The 24,220-nt window shown below is 68.8% G+C and carries 23 protein-coding genes; 11 read left to right on the forward strand and 12 right to left on the reverse strand.

Features of this window, described 5'->3' with window-relative positions:
- Positions 1-84 precede the first annotated feature (84 nt).
- The 5 genes from VF536_RS25425 to VF536_RS25445 form a co-directional block, all read right to left on the reverse strand.
- Positions 85-690 (reverse strand): DJ-1/PfpI family protein, encoded by a 606-nt coding sequence (locus tag VF536_RS25425; RefSeq protein WP_331617746.1) that lies wholly within the window; start codon positions 688-690, stop codon positions 85-87.
- Positions 691-757: 67 nt separating this feature from the next.
- Positions 758-1,129, reverse strand: a complete 372-nt coding sequence (locus VF536_RS25430; protein WP_331617747.1) for a hypothetical protein — start codon at positions 1,127-1,129, stop codon at positions 758-760.
- Positions 1,130-1,131: 2 nt separating this feature from the next.
- A complete protein-coding gene (locus VF536_RS25435; protein ID WP_331617748.1) occupies positions 1,132-2,355 on the reverse strand; it encodes an acetate/propionate family kinase in 1,224 nt (407 codons plus the stop codon).
- Positions 2,356-2,358: 3 nt separating this feature from the next.
- Positions 2,359-3,150, reverse strand: coding sequence for an enoyl-ACP reductase FabI (gene fabI, locus VF536_RS25440; protein WP_331617749.1), 792 nt, complete (start codon positions 3,148-3,150; stop codon positions 2,359-2,361).
- Complete coding sequence (locus VF536_RS25445) at positions 3,147-5,429, reverse strand: DUF3141 domain-containing protein (RefSeq protein ID WP_331617750.1); 2,283 nt, start codon at positions 5,427-5,429, stop codon at positions 3,147-3,149. The genes fabI and VF536_RS25445 overlap by 4 nt, the downstream gene beginning before the upstream one ends.
- Positions 5,430-5,548: 119 nt before the next feature.
- Here VF536_RS25445 and VF536_RS25450 point away from each other — a divergent pair, with 119 nt between their 5' ends.
- Positions 5,549-6,502, forward strand: coding sequence for a phosphate acetyltransferase (locus VF536_RS25450; protein ID WP_331617751.1), 954 nt, complete (start codon positions 5,549-5,551; stop codon positions 6,500-6,502).
- Here the strand turns inward: VF536_RS25450 and VF536_RS25455 are convergent, their stop codons facing one another.
- Entirely contained in the window at positions 6,503-7,027 is a 525-nt protein-coding gene (locus tag VF536_RS25455) for a Dps family protein (RefSeq protein WP_067280034.1), read from the reverse strand. It lies immediately after the preceding gene.
- Positions 7,028-7,604: 577 nt separating this feature from the next.
- On the opposite strand from VF536_RS25455, the gene VF536_RS25460 reads away from it, so the two are divergent.
- The gene (locus tag VF536_RS25460; protein WP_331617752.1) at positions 7,605-8,252 is read left to right on the forward strand and encodes an NYN domain-containing protein; all 648 of its coding nucleotides are present in this window, start codon (positions 7,605-7,607) and stop codon (positions 8,250-8,252) included.
- Positions 8,253-8,265: 13 nt separating this feature from the next.
- Here VF536_RS25460 and VF536_RS25465 read toward each other — a convergent pair whose 3' ends face one another.
- Positions 8,266-9,186 (reverse strand): hydrogen peroxide-inducible genes activator, encoded by a 921-nt coding sequence (locus VF536_RS25465; RefSeq protein ID WP_297532779.1) that lies wholly within the window; start codon positions 9,184-9,186, stop codon positions 8,266-8,268.
- Positions 9,187-9,286: 100 nt separating this feature from the next.
- Here VF536_RS25465 and panB point away from each other — a divergent pair, with 100 nt between their 5' ends.
- The 3 genes from panB to VF536_RS25480 all read left to right on the forward strand — a co-directional run bounded on the left by panB (position 9,287) and on the right by VF536_RS25480 (position 11,962).
- On the forward strand, positions 9,287-10,186 hold the full coding sequence (gene panB / locus VF536_RS25470; protein WP_331617753.1) for a 3-methyl-2-oxobutanoate hydroxymethyltransferase: 900 nt from the start codon (positions 9,287-9,289) through the stop codon (positions 10,184-10,186).
- A gap of 2 nt (positions 10,187-10,188) precedes the next feature.
- Positions 10,189-11,022: a pantoate--beta-alanine ligase gene (gene panC, locus VF536_RS25475; protein WP_331617754.1), complete on the forward strand. Its 834-nt coding sequence runs from the start codon at positions 10,189-10,191 to the stop codon at positions 11,020-11,022.
- Between the two features lie 208 nt (positions 11,023-11,230).
- Complete coding sequence (locus tag VF536_RS25480) at positions 11,231-11,962, forward strand: peptidylprolyl isomerase (RefSeq protein ID WP_331617755.1); 732 nt, start codon at positions 11,231-11,233, stop codon at positions 11,960-11,962.
- Positions 11,963-11,977: 15 nt separating this feature from the next.
- Here VF536_RS25480 and recG read toward each other — a convergent pair whose 3' ends face one another.
- The gene (recG, locus tag VF536_RS25485; RefSeq protein ID WP_331617756.1) at positions 11,978-14,125 is read right to left on the reverse strand and encodes an ATP-dependent DNA helicase RecG; all 2,148 of its coding nucleotides are present in this window, start codon (positions 14,123-14,125) and stop codon (positions 11,978-11,980) included.
- 232 nt (positions 14,126-14,357) lie between these two features.
- Between recG and VF536_RS25490 the strand changes: the two genes are divergently transcribed.
- The 4 genes from VF536_RS25490 to VF536_RS25505 all read left to right on the forward strand — a co-directional run bounded on the left by VF536_RS25490 (position 14,358) and on the right by VF536_RS25505 (position 18,131).
- Positions 14,358-15,104, forward strand: a complete 747-nt coding sequence (locus VF536_RS25490; protein WP_331617757.1) for a transporter substrate-binding domain-containing protein — start codon at positions 14,358-14,360, stop codon at positions 15,102-15,104.
- A gap of 34 nt (positions 15,105-15,138) precedes the next feature.
- Entirely contained in the window at positions 15,139-16,182 is a 1,044-nt protein-coding gene (gene queA, locus VF536_RS25495) for a tRNA preQ1(34) S-adenosylmethionine ribosyltransferase-isomerase QueA (protein WP_331617758.1), read from the forward strand.
- 72 nt (positions 16,183-16,254) lie between these two features.
- Positions 16,255-17,271: an RNA polymerase sigma factor SigJ gene (gene sigJ / locus VF536_RS25500; RefSeq protein WP_331617759.1), complete on the forward strand. Its 1,017-nt coding sequence runs from the start codon at positions 16,255-16,257 to the stop codon at positions 17,269-17,271.
- A 185-nt stretch (positions 17,272-17,456) separates the two neighbouring features.
- Positions 17,457-18,131, forward strand: coding sequence for a PEP-CTERM sorting domain-containing protein (locus VF536_RS25505; RefSeq protein ID WP_331617760.1), 675 nt, complete (start codon positions 17,457-17,459; stop codon positions 18,129-18,131).
- 100 nt (positions 18,132-18,231) lie between these two features.
- Here the strand turns inward: VF536_RS25505 and VF536_RS25510 are convergent, their stop codons facing one another.
- Together VF536_RS25510 and argG are read right to left on the reverse strand one after the other, a co-directional pair.
- Entirely contained in the window at positions 18,232-19,494 is a 1,263-nt protein-coding gene (locus VF536_RS25510; protein ID WP_331617761.1) for a hypothetical protein, read from the reverse strand.
- Between the two features lie 123 nt (positions 19,495-19,617).
- Positions 19,618-20,958, reverse strand: a complete 1,341-nt coding sequence (gene argG, locus VF536_RS25515) for an argininosuccinate synthase (RefSeq protein WP_331617762.1) — start codon at positions 20,956-20,958, stop codon at positions 19,618-19,620.
- Positions 20,959-21,151: 193 nt separating this feature from the next.
- Here argG and VF536_RS25520 point away from each other — a divergent pair, with 193 nt between their 5' ends.
- Positions 21,152-21,463, forward strand: coding sequence for a helix-turn-helix domain-containing protein (locus VF536_RS25520; RefSeq protein WP_331617763.1), 312 nt, complete (start codon positions 21,152-21,154; stop codon positions 21,461-21,463).
- A complete protein-coding gene (locus VF536_RS25525) occupies positions 21,460-22,692 on the forward strand; it encodes a type II toxin-antitoxin system HipA family toxin (RefSeq protein WP_331617764.1) in 1,233 nt (410 codons plus the stop codon). Before VF536_RS25520 ends, VF536_RS25525 begins: the two co-directional genes overlap by 4 nt.
- Here the strand turns inward: VF536_RS25525 and VF536_RS25530 are convergent.
- The gene (locus VF536_RS25530) at positions 22,689-23,285 is read right to left on the reverse strand and encodes a YigZ family protein (RefSeq protein ID WP_331617765.1); all 597 of its coding nucleotides are present in this window, start codon (positions 23,283-23,285) and stop codon (positions 22,689-22,691) included. The genes VF536_RS25525 and VF536_RS25530 overlap by 4 nt on opposite strands.
- Before the next feature lie 53 nt (positions 23,286-23,338).
- Positions 23,339-24,121, reverse strand: coding sequence for a substrate-binding periplasmic protein (locus VF536_RS25535; RefSeq protein WP_331617766.1), 783 nt, complete (start codon positions 24,119-24,121; stop codon positions 23,339-23,341).
- Positions 24,122-24,220 lie beyond the last annotated feature (99 nt).

A 24,220-nucleotide genomic window follows, 5' to 3' on the forward strand; every position in this document is an offset into this window, starting at 1 on the left:
CCCACGCTGGCGGGGCTTAACTGCAGGACGCATCCCCCGGGGCCGGCTGCCGCCGACTCCGGTGTCAGGACCTCGTGAGACCCTTCATGCCGCAGGCAGGAAGGGGCGGACGCGGGAGAGCAATCGCTCGACGTATTCATCCTTCTCCCCGACCGGCGCGGCGTAGGTCAAGGCATCGCGCGCGGCGGACTCGCCGGCCTTGCTCCACATGAGCCATGCGGACAGGTACTGCGACGCCAGGCAGCCGCCCGAGGTCGCCACCGGTCCGCGGGCGTGGAAGGGCTCGTCGAGGACGCGCACGCCGGCCTCGACCAGCCAGGGTCGGGTGGACGAATCGGTGCAGGCCGGCGCGTCGCCCAGCAGCCCCAGCCGCGCCACCAGCAGCGCGCCGGAGCATTGCGAGGCGATCAGCTGCCGTGTCGGATCGAGCTGCAGCCGGTCCAGCAGCGCCGAGTTCTCCGCGATCGCCCGCGTGTAGATGCCGGAGCCGAACCAGACGGCGTCGGCCTCGTTGGCCCACTCGAGCGGGTGCTTCAACTGCACGGTCACGCCGTTCATCGAGGTGACCGCCGGCCCCGGGCCGCACAGCTCGGCGGACCAGCCCAGCGGCTTGAGCCGGTTCAGCAACCCCAGCGGGAGGAAGCTGTCGATCTCGTTGAAGCCGTCGAAGGAAAGGATGGCGATGCGCATGGAGTGACCCCGCAAGGCGATGCGGCCCACTGTAGCGCCGCTGCCCGCCGGGCCCAAGCCGTCGGGGTTATTGGCCGCCGGGACCGCCGCCGGCGCCCGGCGTCTGCGCCGTGCCCAGCGTGCCCAACTGCGTGCCGATGCGCACCAGCAGGTGCTGGCGCACGCGCTGGATCACCTCGGCCGCGTCGACCGGGCCGAGCTCCTCGGCCAGCCGGGCCTGGACCTCGTAGTGCAGGTAGAGCATGCCGCGCAGCTTCTCGAAGCCGCTCTCGTGGCCGTCGCCGCAGATGCGCAGGTCGTTGTCGAGCACGCGTTCGATGACGCCGGGATCGAGCAGCCGCACGTGGCACATGATCGCCAGCTGCGCGATCTGCAGGTCCACGTCCTCGACGGTCTTTTCCCACTCCTCGTGGCTGTGGCGTTGCTTGGGCGTTCGCATGGTCACTCCTCCCCGGCCAGCAGCCGGAATGTGTGGCGGGCCATCATGAGTTCCTCGTCGGTGGGGATGACCCAGGCCTCGCACCGGCTGTCGACGGTGCTGATCCGGCGTTCGGCCGGCCCCTCGCGGTTGGCGGCGTCCTGCACCGATACCCCCAGCCACAGGCAGCGCGACAGCACGCGCCGGCGGATCTCCGCAGCATGCTCGCCGATTCCGGCGGTGAAGACCAGCCCGTCCAGGCCGCCCATTTCCGCCGCCAGCGCGCCGATCTCGCGGGCCACGCGGTGGACGAAGACGTCGATCGCGAAACGCGCCCGCGGCGCGTCGCTGGCCAGCAGCTGGCGCATGTCGCTGGAGATGCCGGACAGGCCCAGCAGTCCGGACTGCTTGTAGAGCAGGGTCTCGAGCTCGCGCGCATCCATGCGCTGCTCGTCCATCAGGTAGATCAACACGCCGGGATCGACCGCACCGCTGCGCGTGCCCATCGGCAGGCCGTCGACGGCGGTGAAGCCCATGCTGCTGGCGATGCTGCGGCCGCGGTGGAGCGCGCAGGCGCTGGCGCCGTTGCCCAAGTGCAGGACGACGACGCGCCCGTCCGCCAGCCGCGGCGACAGCGCCGGCAGCCGCGAGGCGATGTACTCGTAGCTCAGGCCGTGGAAGCCGTAGCGGCGCACGCCGGCTTCGAACAGCGCGTAGGGCAGGGCGAAGGCGTCGGCGACGTCGGACTGGCCGCGATGGAAGGCGGTGTCGAAACACGCGACCTGCGGCAGCCCCGGCAGCGCGGAGAAGGCGCGGCGGATCGGCGCCAGATTGTGCGGTTGATGCAGCGGCGCGAGCGGCGTCAGCGCCTCGAGTTGCGCCAGCACCGGCGGCGTCACCCGCACCGGCTGCGCGAATGCGGTGCCGCCGTGCACGACGCGGTGGCCGATGCCCAGCATCTCGATGCCGGGGAATTCGTGGGTGACGAACTCGACCAGGTGATCGAGCGCGGCCTCATGCGTCAGCGTCTCGCCGATGGGCCAGTCGCGTGAACCGGCCTTCGAGCCGTCGGCATGCGAGGCCTCGAAATGCGGCGTCGCCGTGGCGATGCCTTCGACCTGCGCGCGCAACTCGAGTCGCAACGGACCGAGTCGCCGGTCCTCGTGCAGCGAGTACATCGACAGCTTGATGCTGGAGGAGCCCGCGTTGACGACCGCGATGAATTCGCCTTCAAGTCGTGCATCCATTGCTCACCCCATGATGTGATAACCGCCGTCCACGTACAGCGTGGAGCCGGTGATGAGCCGCGCGTGATCGCCCGCGAGCATCGCGGTCGCGTAGCCGACGTCGTCGATGGTCGCCAGCGCGTGGGCCGGCGCGCGCGCGGCGGCGTCCGCGAGCAGCTGGTCGAACTCCTCCAGGCCCGAGGCCGCGCGCGTCGCGATCGGTCCCGGCGAGATCGCGTGCACCCGGATGCCCGACGGACCGAGCTCATGCGCCAGGTAGCGCACCGACGCCTCCAGCGCGGCCTTCACCGGCCCCATCAGGTTGTAGTGCTCGACGACCTTGCTCGCGCCCTGGAAGCTCATCGTGAACAGCGTGCCGCCGGAGGCGCGCATCAGCGGCTCCGCGAGCCGCGCCATGCGGATGAAGCTGTGGCACGAGATGTCCATCGCCATCGCGAAACCGGCCGCGCTGCTGTCGATCAGGCGGCCGTGCAGATCATCCTTCGGCGCGAACGCGATCGAATGCAGCGCGGCGTGCAGCACGCCCCAGCGCTCGGACACGGCGGCGAAGACGCCGTCCAGCGCGTCGGGATCGCGCAGGTCCAGCGGCAGCAGCATGTCGGCGCCGAGCGCGTCGGCCAGCGGCTTCACGTGCGGTAGCGCCTTGTCGTTGAGGTAGGTCAGCGCCAGGTCCGCGCCCATCGCGCGGAAGGCGCGGGCGCAGCCGTACGCGATGGACTGGTCGTTGGCGATGCCGGTGATCAGCACCTTGCGCCCGGCCAGCAGCCGGCCGAACTGCACGGCAGCGGAGTTCATGCGACCGCCTTGCGGCGACGCGCCGTCTTGGACGCTGGAGAGGCCGCGATCGAGACCGTCGCCGCAGCCGCTGTCGACGCCGTGCCGGGCGCCGACAGCGCGAGCGCCATGTCGGCGACGCGCGCTGGATCGACGTGCAGCAGCTCGTGGACGTAGCGCGCCGTCGGCGATTTCGGATCGGCCAGTTCGGATTCGCTCATCAGCACCGCGCTCGCGAGCGCCAGGGCCTGTTCGCGGTCCTCCAGGGTCGGGAGCAGCGTTGGCAGCGCGGCCATCGCCTCGTCCGGCGCGAAGGTCACGATCAGCGCCTGCCGGTGCAGCAGCGTCGCCCAGTCCTCGCCGGGGACCGCCTCGGCCGCGACGGCGCCTTCGGCATCCTCGGCCATGCGGCGGTGGGAGTCGGCCAGCAGCTGGCCGAGCACCAGCCCACGCCGCTGCACGACGCCGCGGTGCGCGAGCCCGGCGAGCAGGATGCGGCAGACCGCGTCGGCGAAGCCGCCTTGTCCGACCTGTTCCAGCGCCATGCGGCGGCCCTCGCGTTCATCGGCGGCCGCGTGCGCGGCGCCGGAGGCGAGATCCGATTCCCGCGGCGGCAGCAGCGCGCCGAGACCGTGGGGGCCGTAGACCGCTTCGATCCAGTGCACGAGCGTCGCATCGCGCTGGTGCCCGAGCCGGTCCAGCGACTCGCTGATCGCGCGGGAGCCGAGCTGTTCCCATTTCAGCCAGGGGTTCTCCGCATCGACCGTCTGACGGCGTTCGCGAACACCATCGGCCGCCTGCTTGATCCATGGCGCCAGCGGATGCAGGTCGGAGATCGCCAGATGCTGCTGGCGCAGCGGGTGCACCCAGCGCAGCCAGTCGCCGAGCGCCTTGCTGCCGACCGCGCGCACGGCCGGCTGCAGCCACTGGCGGTAGCGGCGCATGTTCATCTCGGACACCTGCGCGATCGTGCTGAACAGCGCTTCGTCGCGGCGGCATTCCGGGTTCAGCGCGCGCAGGTCGTCGACGGTGCGGGTCACGAAGCTCACCGAGTAGTCGCCCGATTCCAGAGCCGCCAGCGGTGCCTCGGGATCGCGGGCGTCAATCTTCATCTCGTACAGGCCGGGCGGCAGCGCGACGATCTGCTCGAGCGTGTCGAGGATCTGCTCATGCTCGCGCCGCGCGATGCCGCCGCCCACGAAGATGCCCAGATGGCCGATCTTCGGATGCAGCATGTAGACGATGGTGCGGCCCGCCTTGATCAGGGCCTTCTCGCTGCCCCAGACGTCGATGATCCAGTCCAGCGCCTGCTGCGGCGGCGTGATGTTGTCGCCCCAGGACGCGAAGATCACCATCGGCGCGGTGATGTTGCGCAGGTCCAGCCGGTAGCCTTCCATCTCGACCTCGCCGCGCGCCAGGCGGTTGCCGATGAAGAGGTTCTCGACGATGGCCTCGATCTCCTCGCCGGTCATGCGGAAGTAGCCACCCCACCAGCGCTCGAAGTCGAGGAAGCGTTCGCGCTCGGTGTCGACGTTGGCGTAGAGGTGGTAGTACTTGTCCCACCAGCTGTTGGCGAGGTTGAGGTTCTCGAAGTTGGACACCAGGTGCGCGCCGTCGAAGCGGTCGCCGCCGAGGTCCGCCGACAGCGCCGACATCCACGCGCCGCCGAGCGCGCCGCCCGCGTAGCGCATCGGGTTCTGCTCCGGCGAGCCGGCCCAGTACGACAGCGGCGCGCCGTTCAGGACGATGGGGCCCATCAGGTCGCTGCGCACCGCGGCCAGCGCGGCCACGGCCCAGCCGGCCTGGCAGTTGCCGATCACCGCCGGCAGGCCCGGCGCCTCCGGATGGCGGCGGGCGACCTCCTCGATGAAGTGCGCCTCGGCGCGCGCGACGTCGAGCAAGGTCTGACCCTCGACCGGCTCCGGCTCGAAGGTGATGAAGTAGACCGGATGGCCGGCGCGCAGCGCGACGCCGATCTCGGAGTCCGGTTTGAAGCCGCCGATGCCCGGGCCGTGGCCCGCGCGCGGATCGATGACGACGATGGGACGCCGCGCGGGATCGACGATGTCGCCATCCGCCGGCAGGATGCGCAACAGCGCGTAGTTGCAGGGCTGAGGCAGGTCGCGGCCGTCGATCAGCAGTTCATGTTCGAACTTGAGCAGCGCGGGCTTGCCGGCCTGCAGGTGGTCGAGGAACACGTTGCCGCGCTCGCGCATCGTGTCCAGCGTCAGCAGCGAGCGCTGCCACGCGTCGGTCGCGTACGCTTGCCAGTCGTGGATCCAGTCGGACGTTCCGGACATTCGCATTGCTCCCAGCACCGCCTCGCGAGGTCCGCTCGGCTTGATTTGTTGCACCGCAGCATGCATCATCGACCGCGACTCGTTGCCAATGTCCGAGGGAGACGCAGGGTGATCGAACCATGACCGAACCAGCGCCCGGTGCCCATCCGCACTACGACCGCCTCATCACAGCGGTGCGCGAACTGCCGCCGCTGCGCATGGCGGTCGTTCATCCGTGCAATGACGTGTCCCTGCTCGCGGCGACGGAAGCGGCGACGCTGGGCCTGATCGAGCCTATCCTGATCGGCCCGGCGGGCAAGGTGGCCGAGGCCGCGACGGCGGCCGGCGTAGACCTTTCGCGCTACACCTTGGTCGATGTGCCGCACAGCCATGCGGCGGCGGAGATGGGCGTGGCGATGGCGCTCAAGGGCGAGGCCGACGCGCTGATGAAGGGCAGCCTCCACACCGACGAGCTGATGGGCGCGGTGGTGCGCCGCGACGGCGGCCTGCGCACGGCGCGGCGCATCAGCCATTGCTTCGTGATGGACGTGCCCGGGCATGCGCAGCCGCTGATCATCTCGGACGCGGCGATCAACATCGCGCCGACGCTGGAGGAGAAGGTCGACATCGTGCAGAACGCGATCGATCTCGCGCACGCGCTGCTGCTGCCTGAGGTGCGGGTGGCGCTGCTGTCGGCGATGGAGACGGTGAATCCGAAGGTGCCGTCGACCTTGGATGCGGCGGCGCTGTGCAAGATGGCGGACCGCGGGCAGATCACCGGCGCGGTGCTGGACGGGCCGCTGGCGATGGACAACGCCATCGACCCCGAGGCCGCGCGCATCAAGGGCATCGTCTCGCCCGTGGCGGGCGTGGCCAACGTGCTGATCGTGCCGGACCTGGACGCCGGCAACATGCTGGCGAAGAGCCTGAGCTTCCTGGCGCAGGCCTACGCGGCCGGGGTGGTGCTCGGTGCGAAGGTGCCGATCGTGCTGACCAGCCGCGCCGATTCGCGCACGGCGCGGCTCGCGTCGTGCGCGTTGGCCTCGATGCTGGCGCAGGCCGGGCGGGCCGGTCGCATCAAGGCCGTGGGCTGATCACTCTTCCAGCAGCGAACGCAGCATCCACGCGGTCTGCTCGTGCACCGTCAGGCGCTGCGTGAGCAGGTCGGCGGTGGGTTCGTCGCTGGCCTTGTCGACCAGGTCGAACAGCGCGCGCGCGGTACGGGCGACGCCTTCATGACCGTCGACCAGGATGCGGACCATGTCCAGCGCCTTCGGCGGCGTGGTCGGCGCGTCCGGCAGCGAGCTCAGCGCCGCGAACTGCGCGTACGAACCCGGCGCCTTGTGACCCAGCGAGCGGATGCGCTCCGCGACCGGGTCCACGGCGTTCCACAGCTCGGTGTACTGGGCCATGAACATCGCATGCAGCGAGTTGAACATCGGCCCCGTCACGTTCCAGTGGAAGTTGTGCGTGGTCAGGTAGAGCGTGTAGGTGTCGGCCAGCAGCTTGGATAGACCCTGCGCGATCGCCGCGCGGTCCTTGTCGCTGATGCCGATCTGGATGGACGGCGCGCCCTTGGCGGAGGCGGCTTTGGCGGGAGAGGGGCTCTTCTTGGCCATCGAGGGACTCCTTACGGGAATGGAAGACAAAAGACGCTGAGCAGCCTAACCGATCCAGGGGATCGGCAACATGACCGAGGTGCGTGCGGCGGTGCTGTTCAAGCGACGCTGTGTCGCATCCAGTCGATCAGCGACTGCACGTTCAGCGCGGCGCCGGCGGCCACCAGCAGCCAACCCAGTGTGCGTTGTCCGGAACGTGGGGTCATGTCTTGCTCCTTGCAGATGAAATCCGAAATGCCCGTCGCTGAAATCTCCCGAAGGGATGATCGAGACGGCGCAGGAGTAGGAATTTAGAGAATGGCTATTGATTTGTATATTTGAATAGTTCAAGCATGACGATTGGGAAAACTAACTGAGCGATGAGATTCAGATTGACGGCAGGTTTGAAGAAGGGCGACAATCGCATCACGACTACTCCCCTGCGGGCGCTATTCAGTTAGCCAACCCGCTTGGGACGAAAAGGCCGCTCCACCCGGGGTGGCCTTTTCACTTTCTGGACCTTCATTCTCTTGACAACATCAAGACGCCCCTTCGCGTTGGCGCCTATGTCGACGGCTACAACCTGTACTACGGGCGGTTGCGCGGCAGTCCGTTCAAGTGGTTGGATCTGGTCGGATTGATGGACTTGCTTTTGGCGCAGCGCGATCAGAACGAGACCTTGACCAAGCTGAATCTGTTCACGGCCTACGCGCTGGCGCGTTTTTCGGGCCATGGCGCTGCGTCAGTGGAGGCCCAGACCACCTACCTGCGTGCGCTGGCAGCGCGCCACGAAGGGCGCTTCGAAGCGGTCTTCGGCACGCACACCTGCGATACGTCTGGTTCATTGCTCCCTGAGTACGTTGCCGGTCAACCATTTGATCGCGGCCGGCGGGTGCGTGTGTGGCGAATCGAGGAAAAGAAGACTGACGTCAATATGGCAGTTCGCCTGTATCGAGACGCCGCAAGTGGGCTGTACGACCGCATCGTGGTCATCACGAATGACAGCGATTTCGAACCGGCACTGGAAGCGATCCGCGAAGACTTTCCGCACATCGGAATCGGTGTCGTGATGCCGATCCGACCTGCAGTGGAGGGCATCTCCAATCACCGCAGGTCCTGTGCCGCGTTGGCTGAAATGGCTGACTGGACGTTGTCGTCGTTGAGTGATGAAGCACTGTCGTCATCGCAATTGCCGATCGTGATTCCCACGCGCAAGAAGCCTATCCGCAAGCCGCCGCACTGGTAGCGGAGACGAAGCCTCACGACAGCAAGGTCACTCCTTTGAGCGTGCACGCGTAGACCGCGTTGCGCAGCGCCGCGACCGCCTCGTAGCGGGTGAACGTGCGACGCCACGCGAGCACGACGCGGCGCGTCGGCGCCGGATCTTCGAAAGGGACGTAGCGCAGGTGCGGCGGGACATGGTCCGGCACGCTCAGCGCCGGCACCACCGTGACGCCCATCCCGGACGCCACCATGTGCTTGATCGTTTCCAGCGAACTGCCTTCGAAGCTCTTGCGGATGCCCTCGGCGTCGGTCGAGAAGCGCGCGAACTCCGGGCAGACCTCCAGCACGTGATCGCGGAAGCAGTGGCCGTTGCCCAGCAGCAGCATCGTCTCGGCCTTCAGCTCCTCGGCGCTGATGCGCGGCTTCTTCGCCAGCGGATGCACCGCCGGGACCGCGACGACGAAGCTCTCGTCGTACAGCGGCGCCACCGCCAGGCCCGCATCGGGGAAGGGCTCGGCCATGATGGCGCAGTCCAGCTCGCCGGTGCGCAGCATGTCCAGCAGCTTCTGGGTGAAGTTCTCCTGCAGCATCAGCGGCATGCGCGGATAGAGGTCGATGCAGTGCTTGACCAGCTCCGGCAGCAGGTAGGGCCCGATCGTGTAGATGATCCCCAGCCGCAGCGGCCCGTCCAGCGGGTCCTTGCCGCGCTTGGCGATGTCCTTGATCGCGCTGGCCTGCTCGATCACCGACTGCGCCTGGCGCACGATGTCCTCGCCCAGCGGCGTCATCGTCACCTCGTTGGCGCCGCGCTCGAAGATCTTGACGTCGAGCTCCTCCTCCAGCTTCTTGATCGCGACCGACAAGGTCGGTTGGGAAACGAAGCAGGCCTCCGCGGCGCGGCCGAAATGGCGCTCACGGGCGACGGCGACGATGTAGCGCAGTTCAGTCAGGGTCATGGGCCGGCATTGTCCTCAGAAAGCGGCATCGTGACACCGTCCCGGTACACTGCCGCCCCACCCCCCGGACCCTCCCCGGACCATCCTCCAGGGGACACGCATGACCGAATCGACCTCCCCCCCGACCGCTCCTCCGACGTCCTCGCCGGTGTCCCCACCGACGTCTCTTTACGCCGTGCCGCGTCCGGCGGGCGCTGCGCCCGACCGCAAGCCCGTCACGCTGCAACGCCTGCTCGACATGCACGCCGCCGGCGAGAAGATCGCGATGCTGACCGCCTACGACGCCACCTTCGCGCACGCGATGGAGGACGCCGGCGTGGATTCGATCCTGATCGGCGATTCGCTGGGCAACGTCGTGCAGGGCCTGCAGACGACGGTGCCGGTCACGCTGGAGGCGATGGTCTATCACACGGCCAACGTGGCGCGCGCGCGTCGCGTCGCCTGGGTCATCGCGGACCTGCCGTTCGGCACGTACCACGAGTCGCCGCAGGTGGCCTGGAAGAACGCGATGCAGCTGGCGCAGGCCGGCGCGCACATGATCAAGCTCGAGGGCGGCGGCTGGACCACGGAGACGGTGCGCTTCCTGACCGAACGCGGGATCCCCGTCTGCGCCCACCTCGGCCTGACGCCGCAGACCGTGACCGCGCTGAGCGGCTTCAAGGTGCAAGGCCGCGATGAAGCCGGTGCCGCGCGCATCAAGGCGCATGCGCGCGAGCTGGTCGACGCCGGCGCCCAGATGCTGCTGCTGGAGATGGTGCCGGCGGCGCTGGCCGGCGAGCTGACCCGCTCCCTCGGCGTGCCGGTGATCGGCATCGGCGCGGGCGCGGAGTGCTCCGGCCAGGTGCTGGTGATGCACGACATGCTGGGCGTGGGCGGCGGCCGCAAGCCGCGCTTCGTGCGCGACTTCCTGCAGGGCGCGGCCTCGATCGGCGAGGCCTTCTCGCGCTACGTGACCGACGTCAAGTCCGGCGCCTTCCCCGCGGCCGAACACACCTACTGAGCATGCGGATCCACCACGACATCGCCGGCCTGCGCGCCGCGCTCGCGGGGGACCGTCAGGTCGCCTTCGTGCCCACGATGGGCAACCTGCACGAGGGTCACCTGACGCTCGTGCGCCAGGCCCGCGCGGCCGTCGGGCCCGACGGCCTCGTCGTCGCCAGCGTCTTCGTCAACCGGCTGCAGTTTGCGCCGCACGAGGACTTCGACCGCTATCCCCGCACGCTCCCCCGCGACGCCGAGCTGCTCGAGAGCGCCACCTGCGACCTCATCTTCGCGCCCGACGAGCGCGAGATGTACCCCGAGCCGCAGGGCTACAAGGTGCACCCGCCCGTCGAGCTGGCCGACATCCTCGAGGGCCACTTCCGACCGGGCTTCTTCATCGGCGTCTGCACGGTGGTCGCCAAGCTGTTCCAGATCGTCCAGCCGGACGTCGCCGTCTTCGGCAAGAAGGACTACCAGCAGCTGATGGTGATCCGCCGCATGGTCGACCAGCTGGCGATGCCGATCCGCATCCTCGCGGGCGAAACCGAGCGCAACGGCGACGGTCTGGCGCTGTCCTCGCGCAACGGCTACCTGAGCGAGCAGCAGAAGCAGGAGGCGCTGCTGCTGTCGCGCACGCTGAAGGCGATGATCGCGCGCTGGCAGGCCGGTGAGCGGGACCTGGCCCGCATCGAGGCCGACGCGATGCAGTCGTTGCGCGACGCGGGCTGGGCGCCGGACTACCTCACGCTGCGCCGCCGCCACGACCTCGGCGCGGCGCGCGAGGGCGACGCGCTGGTGGCGCTCGCCGCCGCAAAGATCGGCCAGACGCGCCTGATCGACAACCTCGAGTTCTGAAACGGGACGTGTCTTTCTGACGAGGATCCTGGCCTGTCCGGAACCCACTCAGTGACGTCCGACACTCTGTAAAGACGGCGTTAGGGAAAGCCCGGTCTCATTTCGTGCGGCGCGCGCACCCGCCCCCCTGACTTGTGTCTATCTGCCCACGATACTTCGCCCTTCTTTGCCAGAAATCGGGAGCCATGAGCTCCCAACGCGAGCCCACATGAAGTCGATCACCTTCACCTCCACCATCTCCTCCAAACCCCGCCTGCTGGCGTTGTCCGCCGCGCTGGGCGGCGTCCTGATCCTGGCCGCCTGCGGCGGTGGCAGCGACGACGACAGCGGCAACCCGGTGCAGCGGCCCAAGCCGAACCCGATCACGGTCGCGCCGACCACGACGTGCAGCACCGCCGGCGTCGCCGCGGCGAATGCGAGCACGGCGGCCAACGTCGTGTGCATGCTGACCAGCGACGGCGAGATGGTCGTCGAGCTCGACGCCCGCGCGCCGATCACGGTCACCAACTTCCTGAAGTACGTCGACGCGAAGTTCTACGACAACACGATCTTCCACCGCGTGGTGCCCGGCTTCGTTGCGCAGGGTGGCGCCTACATCACGGGTTACGCCGCCAAGCCCCCCGGCAACAACCTGGGCGGGACCATCAAGCTGGAGAGCAACGTCGGCATCTCGAACGTGAAGTACACGATCGCGATGGCGCGTCTGGCCACGCCGGTGGACTCGGCGACCAGCCAGTTCTTCTTCAATTCCGCCGACAACAGCGCCGCGCTGGACTACAGCGCCTCGACCACCAATCCGAATCCGGGCTACGCCGCCTTCGGCCGCGTGATCTCAGGCCAGGCCACGGTCGACAAGATCAACGCCGAGCCGCAGCTCTACACCGGTGCCGAAACCCCGGCGACCGAAGTCCTGCTGTACTGGGCGATCCGCCTGCGTTGATCCCGCTCGGGGCCCTCAGGCCTTGAGGTACTCGGTCTTGTGACCGAGCCAGCGCTCGACCTGCAGCTGCGCCGCGCGCGGCTGTTCGTCGAGCAGCCGGGGCGCCAGCGCCCGCGCCGCGCTCAGCAGCGGCGCGTCCTCCTGCAGATCGGCGAAGCGCAGCAGCTGCGCGCCGCTCTGGCGCGCGCCCATGAATTCCCCCGGCCCACGGATGTCGAGGTCGCGGCGCGCGATCTCGAAGCCGTCGGTCGTTTCGGCCATCGCGCGCAGGCGCGACTTGCCGGTGTCCGACAGCGGCCCGGTGTAGATCAGCACGCACACGCTGGCGACCGATCCCCGGCCCACGCGCCCGCGCAGCTGGTGCAGCTGCGACAGGCCGAAGCGCTCCGCGTGCTCGATGACCATCACGCTCGCGTTGGGCACGTCGACGCCGACCTCGATGACGGTCGTCGCGACCAGGATGTCCATCTGTCCGGCGCTGAACTGCGACATCACCGCCGCCTTCTCCGCCGCCGGCATGCGGCCGTGCAGCAGGCCGACCCGCTTGCCCGGCAGCGCGGCGCCGAGCTCGGCGTGCGTTTCGGTGGCGTTCTTGAGATCGAGCGCCTCGGACTCCTCGATCAAGGGGCAGACCCAGTAGACCTGCCGCCCGTCCTCGACGGCGGCGGCGATCTTCTCGATCACGTCGTCGCGCCGGCCGTCCGCGAAGACGCGCGTGACGATGGGGCTGCGACCCGGCGGCAGCTCGTCGATCGTGGACACGTCCAGGTCGGCGAAGTAGGTCATCGCGAGCGTGCGCGGGATCGGCGTGGCGCTCATCATCAGCAGGTGGGGCTCGAGCGGGCCTGAACCGGGCGCGCCCGCATCGACCGCCCCGGCGGCTTCGTCGGCGAGTTTCTTGCGCAGTGCCAGCCGCTGAGCGACGCCGAAGCGGTGCTGCTCGTCGATGATCGCCAGCCCCAGGCGGTGGAAGCGCACCTTGTCCTCGATCACCGCGTGGGTGCCGACGATCAACGTGGCCTCGCCCGAGGCGGCCGCGTCCAGCATCTTCTGCCGCGCCTTGCCCTTGACGCTGCCGGTGATCCAGGCGACGCGGATGCCCAGCGGTTCCAGCCAGCCGATCAGCTTGCGGAAGTGTTGTTCGGCCAGGATCTCGGTGGGCGCCATCAGCGCGCATTGCCAGCCGGCATCAATGGCCACGGCGGCCGCGAGCGCCGCCACCACGGTCTTGCCCGAGCCGACGTCGCCCTGCAGCAGGCGGTGCATCGGTTGCGGGCGGGCGATGTCGGCGGCGATCTCCCCGGCGACGCGGTGCTGCGCGCCGGTCAATGCGAAGGGCAGGGCGGCGAGCAGCCGTTCATGCAGGCCGCCCGCCGCGCCGCGCAGGGGCGGGGCCCGCAGATGGGCCCGCTCGCGCTGTGCGCGTTGCTGGCTGAGCTGCTGGGCGAGGAGCTCCTCGAACTTGAGCCGTTGCCAGGCCGGATGGGTGTGGTCCTCCAGCGTCGACAGACCGGCCGACGGCGGTGGATGGTGCAGGAAGTTCAGCGCGTCGCGCAGCGCGGGCAGGCCTTTGGGCACCAGCGCCAGCGGGAGCACCTCGTCCAGCGGGGCTCTGCGCAACGCGGACGCCACCGCCTTGCGCAGGTAGGCCTGCGGCAACTGGGCGCTGGTCGGGTAGACCGGCGTCAGCGAGGTCGACAGCGGCGTGTCCGCGTCGACCTTGCGGAAGTTCGGATGGACCATCTCGCGGCCGAAGAAGCCGACGCGGATCTCGCCGCGCACGCGCACGCGGGTACCGACCGCCATCGTCTTCTGGTGGGCGGGATAGAAGTGCAGGAAACGCAGCGTCAACAGCGCGCCGTCGTCGTCGCGCAGCTTGACCAGCAACTGGCGGCGGCCGCGGTGCTCGATGCGGCTCTCGACGACCTCGCCTTCGCACTGGAGCGTGTCGCCGTCGTGCGCGCGGTCCAGCGGCGTCAGCGTGGTCTCGTCCTCGTAGCGCAGCGGCAGGTGCAACGCGAGGTCGATGTCGCGCGCCAGGCCCATCTTCTCCATCGCCTTCTGCGGCGCGGACTTGGACGGCGCGGCGTCCGCACCCGCTCCCGCGCGACCCGGTGTCGAGGGCGGCGGCGGTGACGATGGAGCGGTGCTGGCCTGGGTCATGTGGGTGGGATTTTGCCTTGGGGCGATCCCTCCCATGGGCGAGGTGCCAGAACGTTCAGAAGGCGCCTCCGTGCCCGGCGTCGTGAGCGTCGGCCGGCTCTTTTCATGGGCCGCCGTGACCGATTGCCGCTTCCGCCGGGGCGACCGGGCATTTCCCCCGGGTCGACGGGGGCGCATCCGACATGGCTGGCTGCTAGGCTGTGTCGACCTCCCTTTCCCGATCCGTCCACCCATGACCACCCGCCGCGAGAGCCTGCTCTGGCTTGCCGCCGCCGCCGCCGTTCCGGCACGCGCGGCGGACGCGCCCGTGCGGATGGTCGCCACGGAGTTTCCCCCGTATACCGGCAGCACGCTGCCCGGCGGGGGCGTCGCCTGCGAGATCACCCGCGCCGCGCTGCACCAGGCGGGCCGGTCGATGACGCTCACCTTCCGGCCCTGGGCCCGGGCGCTGCTCGAGTTCCAGCGCGGCGACCACGACGGCGTCATCGGCGCGTGGCGATCGGTCGAGCGCGAACGCACGATGCGCTTCCCGCAGCCGCTCGGGATCCTCAACCAGGTCGGTTTCATGGCGCGGGCGGATCGCAGGCGGCGCGTCGACGACCTCGCCGCGCTGCGCGACCTGCGCGTCGGCGTGGTCCACGGTTATGCGAACCCGCCGCGCTTCGACGCGGCGAGCCTGCCGGTCGAAGGCGCCGTCGACGACCTTGCCAACCTGCGCAAGCTGCTGGCCGGGCGCGTCGATCTGGCGTTGATCGACAAGGGCGTCGGCGCCCACCTGCTGGAAACCCATCTGCGCGAATCCGCTGGCAAGCTGGTGTGGCTGGAGCCCTCGGTGTCAGAGGTGCCGCTGTACACGGTGTTCTCGAAGGTCCGGCCCGAGGGCGAGCGCTTCGCCGCCGCGTTGAGCCGCGGCATCGGCGATCTGCAGGGCAGCGGCCGGCTGGCGATGCTGCTGCAGCAGGGGGCGCGCTGGCAATAGGGGGGCTGGGAGGACTAGTGGGAAAATCGCGCCCATGTCCCGAACCTTCTCGGTGAGCGATTTCGATTTCGCTCTGCCCCCCGACCTCATCGCCCAGCATCCCGCCGCCGAACGCAGCGCCTCGCGCCTGCTCGACGGCCGGTCCGATCCGCCCGTCGACCGCGTGTTCCGCGAACTGCCCGACCTGCTCAACCCCGGCGACCTGCTGGTGTTCAACGACACCAAGGTCATCAAGGCCCGCCTGTACGGCGCCAAGGCCAGCGGCGGCGCCGTCGAGGCGCTGGTCGAGCGCGTGCTGCCCGGCACGCGCGAGGTCTGGGCCCACATGCGCGCCAGCAAGAGCCCGAAGGCGGGCGCGGTGGTGCGCTTCGCCGACGCCTTCGACGCCGAGGTCCTCGGCCGCTGCGGGCCGGACGACGGGCTCTTCCACCTGCGGCTGTCCGGCGATCCCTTCGCGCTGCTCGAGCAGCACGGCCATGTGCCGCTGCCGCCCTACATCGAGCACGGCGACTCGGCGGACGACGTGCGGCGCTACCAGACCGTGTTCGCGCGGGAGCCCGGCGCCGTCGCCGCGCCGACCGCCGCGCTGCACTTCGACGAGGCGCTGCTCGCGCGCCTGGCCGACCGCGGCGTCGGCACGGCGCATGTGACGCTGCACGTCGGCGCCGGCACCTTCCAGCCGGTGCGCGTCGAGTCGCTGGCCGAGCACAAGATGCACAGCGAGTGGTTCCAGGTCACGCCGGAGACCGTCGAGGCGATCGCGCGCTGTCGCGCCGCGGGCGGGAAGGTCACGGCCGTCGGCACGACGACGCTGCGCGCGCTGGAATCGGCGGCACTCGGCGGCGGCCTGAAGGCCGGCGCGCGAGAGACCGACATCTTCATCACGCCTGGCTTCGACTTCCAGGTCGTCGACCGGCTGGTGACCAACTTCCACCTGCCCAAGAGCACGCTGATGATGCTGGTGTCGGCCTTCGCCGGCTACGAGCCGATCATGGCGCTCTACCGCCACGCGATCGAACAGCGCTACCGTTTCTTCAGCTACGGCGACGCCATGCTGCTGGAGCGCGCCCGGCGCTGATCGACAGGCGCGTTGTCACATCGGAGTAGGCTGCGACGTCTTGTGGGCAAGACGACTCCGGACGACGCGCCAATGACCGACACCGCTCCCGACTCCGCTGACGCCGGCGATCCGGCGCTCGATCCCTCGCCCGCGGCCCGCGCGCTGCGTTACGACCGCGACCACGCGCGGTCCTTGCGCGCATTGGCCTACCGGATGCTGGGTTCGCGGGCGGAGGCCGAGGACATCGTGCAGGAGGCCTGGCTGCGCTGGGCCGACGTCGACGAGTCGACCGTGCGCCATGCCGGCGCCTTCCTGTCGCGGCTGGTGACCAACCTCTGCCTGGACCGGCTCTCGTCGGCGGCGATGCGGCGCGAGCAGTACGTCGGCGTCTGGCTGCCCGAGCCGCTGATCGACGACGCCGGCGACTGGTCGCCGAACCCGGAGACCCAGGCCGAGTTCGCGCAGGACGTGTCGGTGGCGTTCATGCTGACGCTGGAGCGGCTGTCCCCGCTCGAGCGCGCCGCCTTCCTGCTGCACGAGGTGTTCGAGCTGGATTTCGACGAGATCGGCCGCCGGCTGGGTCGCAGCGCCGCGGCCTGCCGCCAGCTGGCGAGCCGCGCGCGGCAGCACGTCAAGTCCGACTACGCACGCCACGAGGTCGAGGACGAGGAGCGTCAGCGCCTGTTCCAGGCCTTCATGGGGGCGTTGCAGTCCTTCGACGTCGAAGGACTGGCCAAGGTGCTGACCGATGACGCGATCCTGCTGGCGGACGGCGGCGGCAAGGTCACGGCGGTGCCGCGGATGCTCGAGGGCGGCGCCCTGGTGGCGCGGACCTTCGTGGGTTTCGTGAAGATGCCCACCGCCCGGGACTGGCGCGTGCGTCCCGCGCGGATCAACGGGCTGCCGGGCTACATCGTCTACGACGTGGCCGGCGAGCCGATCCAGACCGTCGCATTGCGACCCGCGCCGGAACCGGGCCGCGTCAGCGCGATCTATGTCCAGCGCAATCCCGACAAGCTCGGGCACCTGCCGAGGATCGAGCCGGCGCCGGCTTCGGCGCCGGTTCCACCGGGCATTTCTGCCGCGCCCGAAGACGGTGCGACCTGATCCGACGAAGGGCGCGATGCGCCCTTCTGATGCGAAACCGCGCTGTTCTGGCGCGAAATGACGGCTCGGGCAACACCCGACCCCTCTTTCGGACTGTGGTGTCCCCCCGCGCCCACGGGGGGGCGTGCACCCCTAGGTTTAGGGACAATCGAGGCCACTAGACCACCCTCTGTCCGGGATCCACCATGACGCTGTTCGCTCGCACCTCGATCGCCGCCGCCGCCGCGCTGTTCAGCGGCCTGGCCGCCGCCGCTTCCATCGGGGGCCTGGTGAACACGGGCGCCGGACAGTCGACCGGCAGCACCGACACCAACTACAAGTACACGGCAACCGGCGACGCGGCCGGCCTGTCGGGCTTCGGCGTGGTGAGCAACGGCAACGCGGATCCGTTCCCGAGCTGGCTGCCCAACACCGCGTCCTCGGCGTGGCTGATCCCGGGTGCCGACCAGAACACCAACTACAGCCCGAACGGCAACTCGACGTTCACCTGGACGCTGAGTTTCGACCTGACCGGTTTCGACGCCAGCAGCGCCTCGTTCAGCGGCCACTGGGCGGCGGACAACAACGGCGTGCTGCTGCTCAACGGCGTGGCGATCTCGACCATCTCCGGCCAGCGCGGCTACGCGGACTGGACCTCGTTCGCGGCCTCGAGCGGCTTCCTGGCGGGCGTGAACACGCTGCAGTTCGTCGTGACCGACACGGTCGACCAGACCTACAACTTCACCGGCCTGCGCGCGGAGTTCCTGAGCTCCAACGTCAACGCCGCGGTCGCGCCGGCCGTGCCGGAACCGCACACCTACGCGCTGATGCTGGCCGGCCTGGGCGCGCTGGGCTTCATCGCCCGCCGCCGCCGCAGCTGATCTGCCGCATCGGGCCTCGTCGGCCCTGTGACGGAAAAAGCCGCTGAGTGATCAGCGGCTTTTTTGCTTTTGCCGGGATCGAACGACCCCGGACGACAGATCATCGCTGGTCGCAATCAGCCGCGTAGTAGATCGGGCGCTTCTTGCCGGTGATGTCGCCCTCGACCGGCACGAAGCGCGCGTACAGCATCAGCACCTTGTCGATCGCGAAGTCGGCCCCGGTGTCGGCGCGCCAATCGACGGGTCCGACGGCCGTCATCGGCTTCCCGCCCATCAGCATCGCTACCGCTTCGGCGCTGCTGGCCGTGAAACGGACAGGCTGCTGTGCGTCGTCAAGAATCTGGCGGGTGTCGCCGATCAGATTCGCGTCGGCAAAGAAGCGGTCTCCGCTCTTCCCGGAAAAAAAGCAGGCGTTGCCTTCCGGTGTCACGGTCGCAGCCACGATGACTTCATCGCTCGACGGATCCAGTGCCTTCCAGGATGGAGGGGCTTCGACGTGGGTGTCTCCTAGATGGAACCGAAGCTGTTTTCCGAACTCCAGCCCGAAGAAGGCCTTTGAGAGCTCCTGCTGCTGAAAGACCACCGGCTTCTCGAGCAGTGCTTCCGTGCGCAGGATCAGCGATCGCCCTTGAGGCACTCTGACGCGCATGAGCATCGCGGGCTCGATGAAGTGGGCCCACCCCTTGGCTTCGATTTGCGTCCAGTCGGCCGTCGCCTGCTGCTTGCCGAAGTCCTCGTCGATCTTGGGCGTTGCGCACCAGTGTCCTGGCGTGTCGTAGCCCTCTTTGCCTTTGCCTGTGAAGTCGGGCTGGCGTTCGAGCTCCTGCTCGCGATCGATGCGGCGGTGATGGGCGCCGCACACCACTGGATGGACATCGCCGGACGGCGGCTGTGACTCCCCCGGCAGGACCAGCGTGCAAGTCTTGCCATCCGTCGAATGGCACATGGCATCGCCGGCCGGCGTTTCGGACAGCCAATGCCTGGCTCCCAGGATGGAGTAATCCTGCCACTTGGCGAAATACGTGGCGTAGGCGGAGCGGCACCAGTGTCGGTCGCCGCTGAGGTTGTTCGCGTCGTTGTAGCCGGTCCTGTTGCCCCACTTGGCGGCGTGCGCGGTTCCGCACACGAGCGGTTGCAACTCCGAAGCCGGAACCTTGCCGGGCTCGGACACCGGTCTGTTCCAGGAGCAGTGCGTGCCGTTAAAACTCAGGCAACTCAGATTGCCGTCGGCCTCGAGCCGTACCCATCCGTCGTACCACTTCTTCCACTCGGTCGGAGATGCGGCAGGCGGCGATGTGGCGAGGACGGTGCCGGACAAGGTGCCGCCGAGCAGGATCAAGGCGGACAGGGCGATCAGACGCATGGGAGCTCTCACGAACAAGGAGCCCGATCAGTGTCGAGAGGCGCTGTCGACACCCAAAGAAAAAGCCGCCGATGACGGCGGCTTTTGCGGGGAACTCCGGTGTCGCCGGAGCCCGTGTATGTCTTACTCGTCCCCGCCGGTCAGTAGCGGGATCGAGCCTTCCGAGTGCTTGCCCAACAGGCCGCTGCGGCTGTAGACGCCGAGCTTGTCGCGGGTGTCGGCGATGTCCAGGTTGCGCATCGTCAGCTGGCCGATGCGGTCGGCCGGCGTGAACGGGGCGTCCTCGACCTTCTCCATCGACAGGCGCTCCGGCGCATAGGTCAGGTTGGGGCTGACGGTGTCCAGGATCGTGTAGTCGTTGCCGCGGCGCAGCTCCAGCGTCACCTCGCCGGTGATGGCGCGGGCGACCCAGCGCTGGGCGGTCTCGCGCAGCATCAGGCACTGCGGGTCGAACCAGCGGCCCTGGTACAGCAGGCGGCCGAGCTTCATGCCGTTCATGCGGTACTGCTCGATGGTGTCCTCGTTGTGGATGCCGGTGACCAGACGCTCGTAGGCGATGTGCAGCAGCGCCATCCCGGGGGCCTCGTAGATGCCGCGGGACTTGGCCTCGATGATGCGGTTCTCGATCTGGTCGCACATGCCCAGGCCGTGGCGGCCGCCGACGCGGTTCGCTTCCATGAACAGCTCGACCAGGTCGGGGAAGGTCCGGCCGTTGATCGCGACGGGCACGCCGTCCTCGAAGCGCACCGACACCGTCTCCGCCTTGATGACGACGTCGTCCTTCCAGAAGGCCACGCCCATGATCGGGTTGACGATGTTCATGCCCTGGTTCAGGAACTCCAGGTCCTTGGCCTCGTGGGTGGCGCCCAGCATGTTGGAGTCGGTCGAGTAGGCCTTCTCCACGCTCATCTTGTAGTCGAAGCCGTTGGCGATGAGATATTCGCTCATCTCCTTGCGACCGCCGAGCTCGTCGATGAAGGTCTGGTCCAGCCAGGGCTTGTAGATCTTGAGCGCCGGGTTGGCCAGCAGGCCGTAGCGGTAGAAGCGCTCGATGTCGTTGCCCTTGAAGGTCGAGCCGTCGCCCCAGATGTTCACGCCGTCGTCGCGCATGGCGACGACCAGGGCGGTGCCGGTCACGGCGCGGCCCAGCGGGGTGGTGTTGAAGTAGGTGGCGCCGCCGCTCTTGATGTGGAAGGCGCCGCACTGCAGGGCGGCGATGCCTTCGGCGACCAGCTGCGCGCGGCAGTCGACCAGGCGGGCGATCTCGGCGCCGTAGGCCTTGGCCTTGCGGGGGATCTCGTCGTAGTCGCTCTCGTCGGGCTGGCCGAGGTTGGCGGTGTAGGCGCAGGGGACGGCGCCCTTGCCGCGCATCCAGTGCACCGCGGCGCTGGTATCCAGGCCGCCCGAGAAGGCGATGCCGACGCGCTCGCCGGCGGGAATCTTTTGGAGGATGGTTGCGGCCACGGGCAGTCTCGCGCGGTAGTGGGGAAAACAGCCGGCGATTCTAGGCTGCGGAGGGCGGCGAGGCTTCGCGGATGGGCGATGGAGGAGAAAACCGGGCGGGCCGTCTCGAAAGAATCAAGATGCAAATAAGAGCCTCTTTAAGGGCTCTTAAGTCGCATAATTCCGACATAAGCATCTATAAAAGGACGCTTCCATGATCGACTTCAGATTGGCCTCGGCGACGCAGATTCAGGCGGAGCTCGGCGAGCGCCTGCGTCTGCAGAGGATGTCGAGGTCGTGGACCCAGCGGGACTTGGCGCTGCGCGCCGGTGTGGCGCTCAACGCCGTGAGGAATCTTGAAGCGGGCGGTAACGTCACCGTGGCGTCGCTCGTGAAGGTGCTGCAGGTGCTGTCGCTCGTCGTCGAGCTGGAGGACGCTTTCCAGCCGAAGGCGACGCTGTCCATTGCCGATCTGGAACGGCTCGAGACGCCGCAACGCCAACGCGTGAGGCCGGGGAAGACATGAACAAGGTCGAGATCGTCTTTGAGGGCTGGGGTCAGTCGTGGACCCTGGGCACCCTGGCGCAACGCGCCCGGACCACCCTGTTCGAGTATTCCCCGGAGGCCATCGCACGCGGCATCGAGTTCTCGCCGCTGCGGGTGCCCTTGCAAATGCAGACCTACGCGGACTTTCCGCAACATCTCGGCGGAGTTCCCGGGTTCATCGCCGATGCGCTACCGGATGGCTGGGGCCTGCTGCTGATGGACCGCGTCTTCCGGAAGTCCGGACGCGACCCTGCGACCCTCAACACCTTGGACCGATTGAGTTTCATCGCCGACCGGGCCATGGGGGCGCTCTCGTTCAAGCCGGCGAGCGACGTGGAGATCACGCAGGAAGACCTGACGCTGCTGCAGCTGGCCCAGGCGGCGCACGACGTGGTGGAGGACCGGGACTCGGAGGCGCTCAAGACGCTGGCCGTGGTGGGCGGTTCCCCGCAGGGCGCGCGTCCCAAGGCGCTGGTCCAGTTCGATCCCCAATCGCGCCGGGTGAGCACCGATCCCCGCGCCAGGGGCGCGCCCTGGCTGGTGAAGTTCCCGGCGCAGAACGAGCACGTCGAGGTGTGCGGCATCGAAGTCGCGTACGCGCGACTCGCGCAGGCGGCGGAGATCGACATGCCGCCGGTTCATCTGTTCAAGCTCGCGCCGAAGTTGGCCGCATTCGGCGTGGAGCGCTTCGATCGCAGCGAGGGCATGCGCGTGCCCGTGCAATCGCTGGCCTCCCTGCTTCACGCCGACTTCCGTCTGCCCTCTGCGGACTATCAGCAACTGATGCAGGCGACCAAGTTCGCGACCGCCAGCCACCAGGAGGTGCTCAAGGCTTTCCAACGATGCGTCTTCAATGTCGTGTTCAACAATCGAGACGATCACACGAAGAACTTCGCTCTGAGGATGAACCGGCGGATGGAATGGGAGGTCGCACCGGCCTTCGATCTGACCTTCAATCCAGGACCGGGGGGGTATCACCAGACGGCGGTGATGGGAGAGGCGAAGACACCGGGGCGGGAGCATCTGCTGCGCCTGGCGCAGGCCTGCGACATTCCGTCGCAGCATGCGATGGGTGTGATCGACAGGATGTGCGAGGTCGCGAGCGGGCTGCCCGACGCGTTGGACGCAGAGGGCGTCCGACGGGCGACGAGGCAGACCATTTCTGCCGCAGTCTCGACAAACGTGCGACGTTGCGGCGCGGCTGTTTAATCCTCGGGCGGCTTGAGCCACCCGATTCGTCCCTGACCCGACTCATTCAAGGTCGCGACGAAAGCGTTCGCGGCTGACTCTGGCAGCCGCAGCGTGACATCGACCAATGCGCCATGCGCCACGTCCACCAGCTGCGCGCCGGCCTTCTCGGCCTCCCGGCGCAGCAGACCCTCCTGCGCATAGGGCAGGGTGCAGCGGAGCGTCCGCAGGCGGATCACAGGCACCTTGTCGGCCTTGAGGAGCGCCTGCGCGACCGCGTCGGTGTAGGCGCGCACCAGCCCGCCAGCGCCCAGCTTCACACCGCCGAAGTAGCGCACCACCGTCGCCAGCACGCCTTCCAGGTCCTGGTGGCGCAGCACTTCCAGCATCGGCCGGCCGGCGGTGCCGCCGGGCTCGCCGTCGTCGTTGGCGGCGGACTGGCCGCCGGCCATCAGCGCCCAGCAGACGTGGGCGGCGCCGGGGTGTTCGGCGCGCAGCTGCTCGACCCGCGCCAGCGCCGCCGCGCGATCGGGCACCGATTCCACGCAGCCGAGGAAGCGGCTCTTCTTGATGATCAGTTCGGCGTGGACCGGCGCGGCGAGGCTGTGGGGCATGGGCGCGATTGTCGCGGCCCGACGCCGGCCTTCATCGTCCGCTGCCGTCGCTGCTACGGCGTCTCGGACACGTCGCCCAGATGCCGGTGCTTGAAGCCCTCGATGGTGCCGTCCTTCAGCATCTCCTCGACGGCGTGCCGCATGAGGTCGCGATCGACCTGCGGGATGCGCTCGCGGGACAGCGCCAGTGCGCCGATGCTGCGCTCGTTCGGCGCGAAGGACAGGGCGGTGAAGGCCGCGAACACCGGATCGGCGCGCCGCGCCAGGGCCAGGCTGTGCGCGCCCAGCACGACCGCGTCGCCGCGGCCGGCCTTGAAGATGCGGATCGCGGTGGGCTGGTCGGGCGCCTCGTCGACGCGGCCCTGGATGCGCAGGCTCGTGAGCCAGGACTCCACCGTCGGCGTGAAGACGTAGCCGCGCACGACGATGACGCGACGCCGCTTGTCGGCGAGGAAGGCGGCCGGCGTCCCGCTGGACGCGGCCAGCGCGGGCCGCATCACGACGAACTGCTTGGATTCGATGTACGGGATGAACTCGACGAGCAGCTCGCGCTCCTTCGTCATCAGCGCGGAGACCGTCATGTCCATCTGGCCGGAGGCGAGCCGCGCCCAGATGCGCACGCGCGATTCGGTGATGGCCGTGAGCTTGCAGCCGCTGCGTCGGGCCACCTCGTCGACGACGTCCTTGTCGATGCCGGCCCAGCGGCCTTGCTCATCGCGGTAGTACAGCCCGCTGTACTCGTACAGGCCGACCGTGTAGGGCCCGCAGGCGAGCGCCGACGCCGGCGCGATGGCGCAGGCGGCCGTCGCGACAAGGGCGGCGATCCAGGACCTCAAGATGCTTCTCCGGGGAGTCTGCGCTCCCGATTGCGAGAAGAGTCTACGCCGCTGCCGCGACGCCCGGCCCGCGCGCGACCCCCATCGGACGCGGGGCCC

This window comes from Roseateles sp., assembly GCF_036486225.1.
Classification (GTDB): Bacteria; Pseudomonadota; Gammaproteobacteria; order Burkholderiales; family Burkholderiaceae_C; genus Roseateles.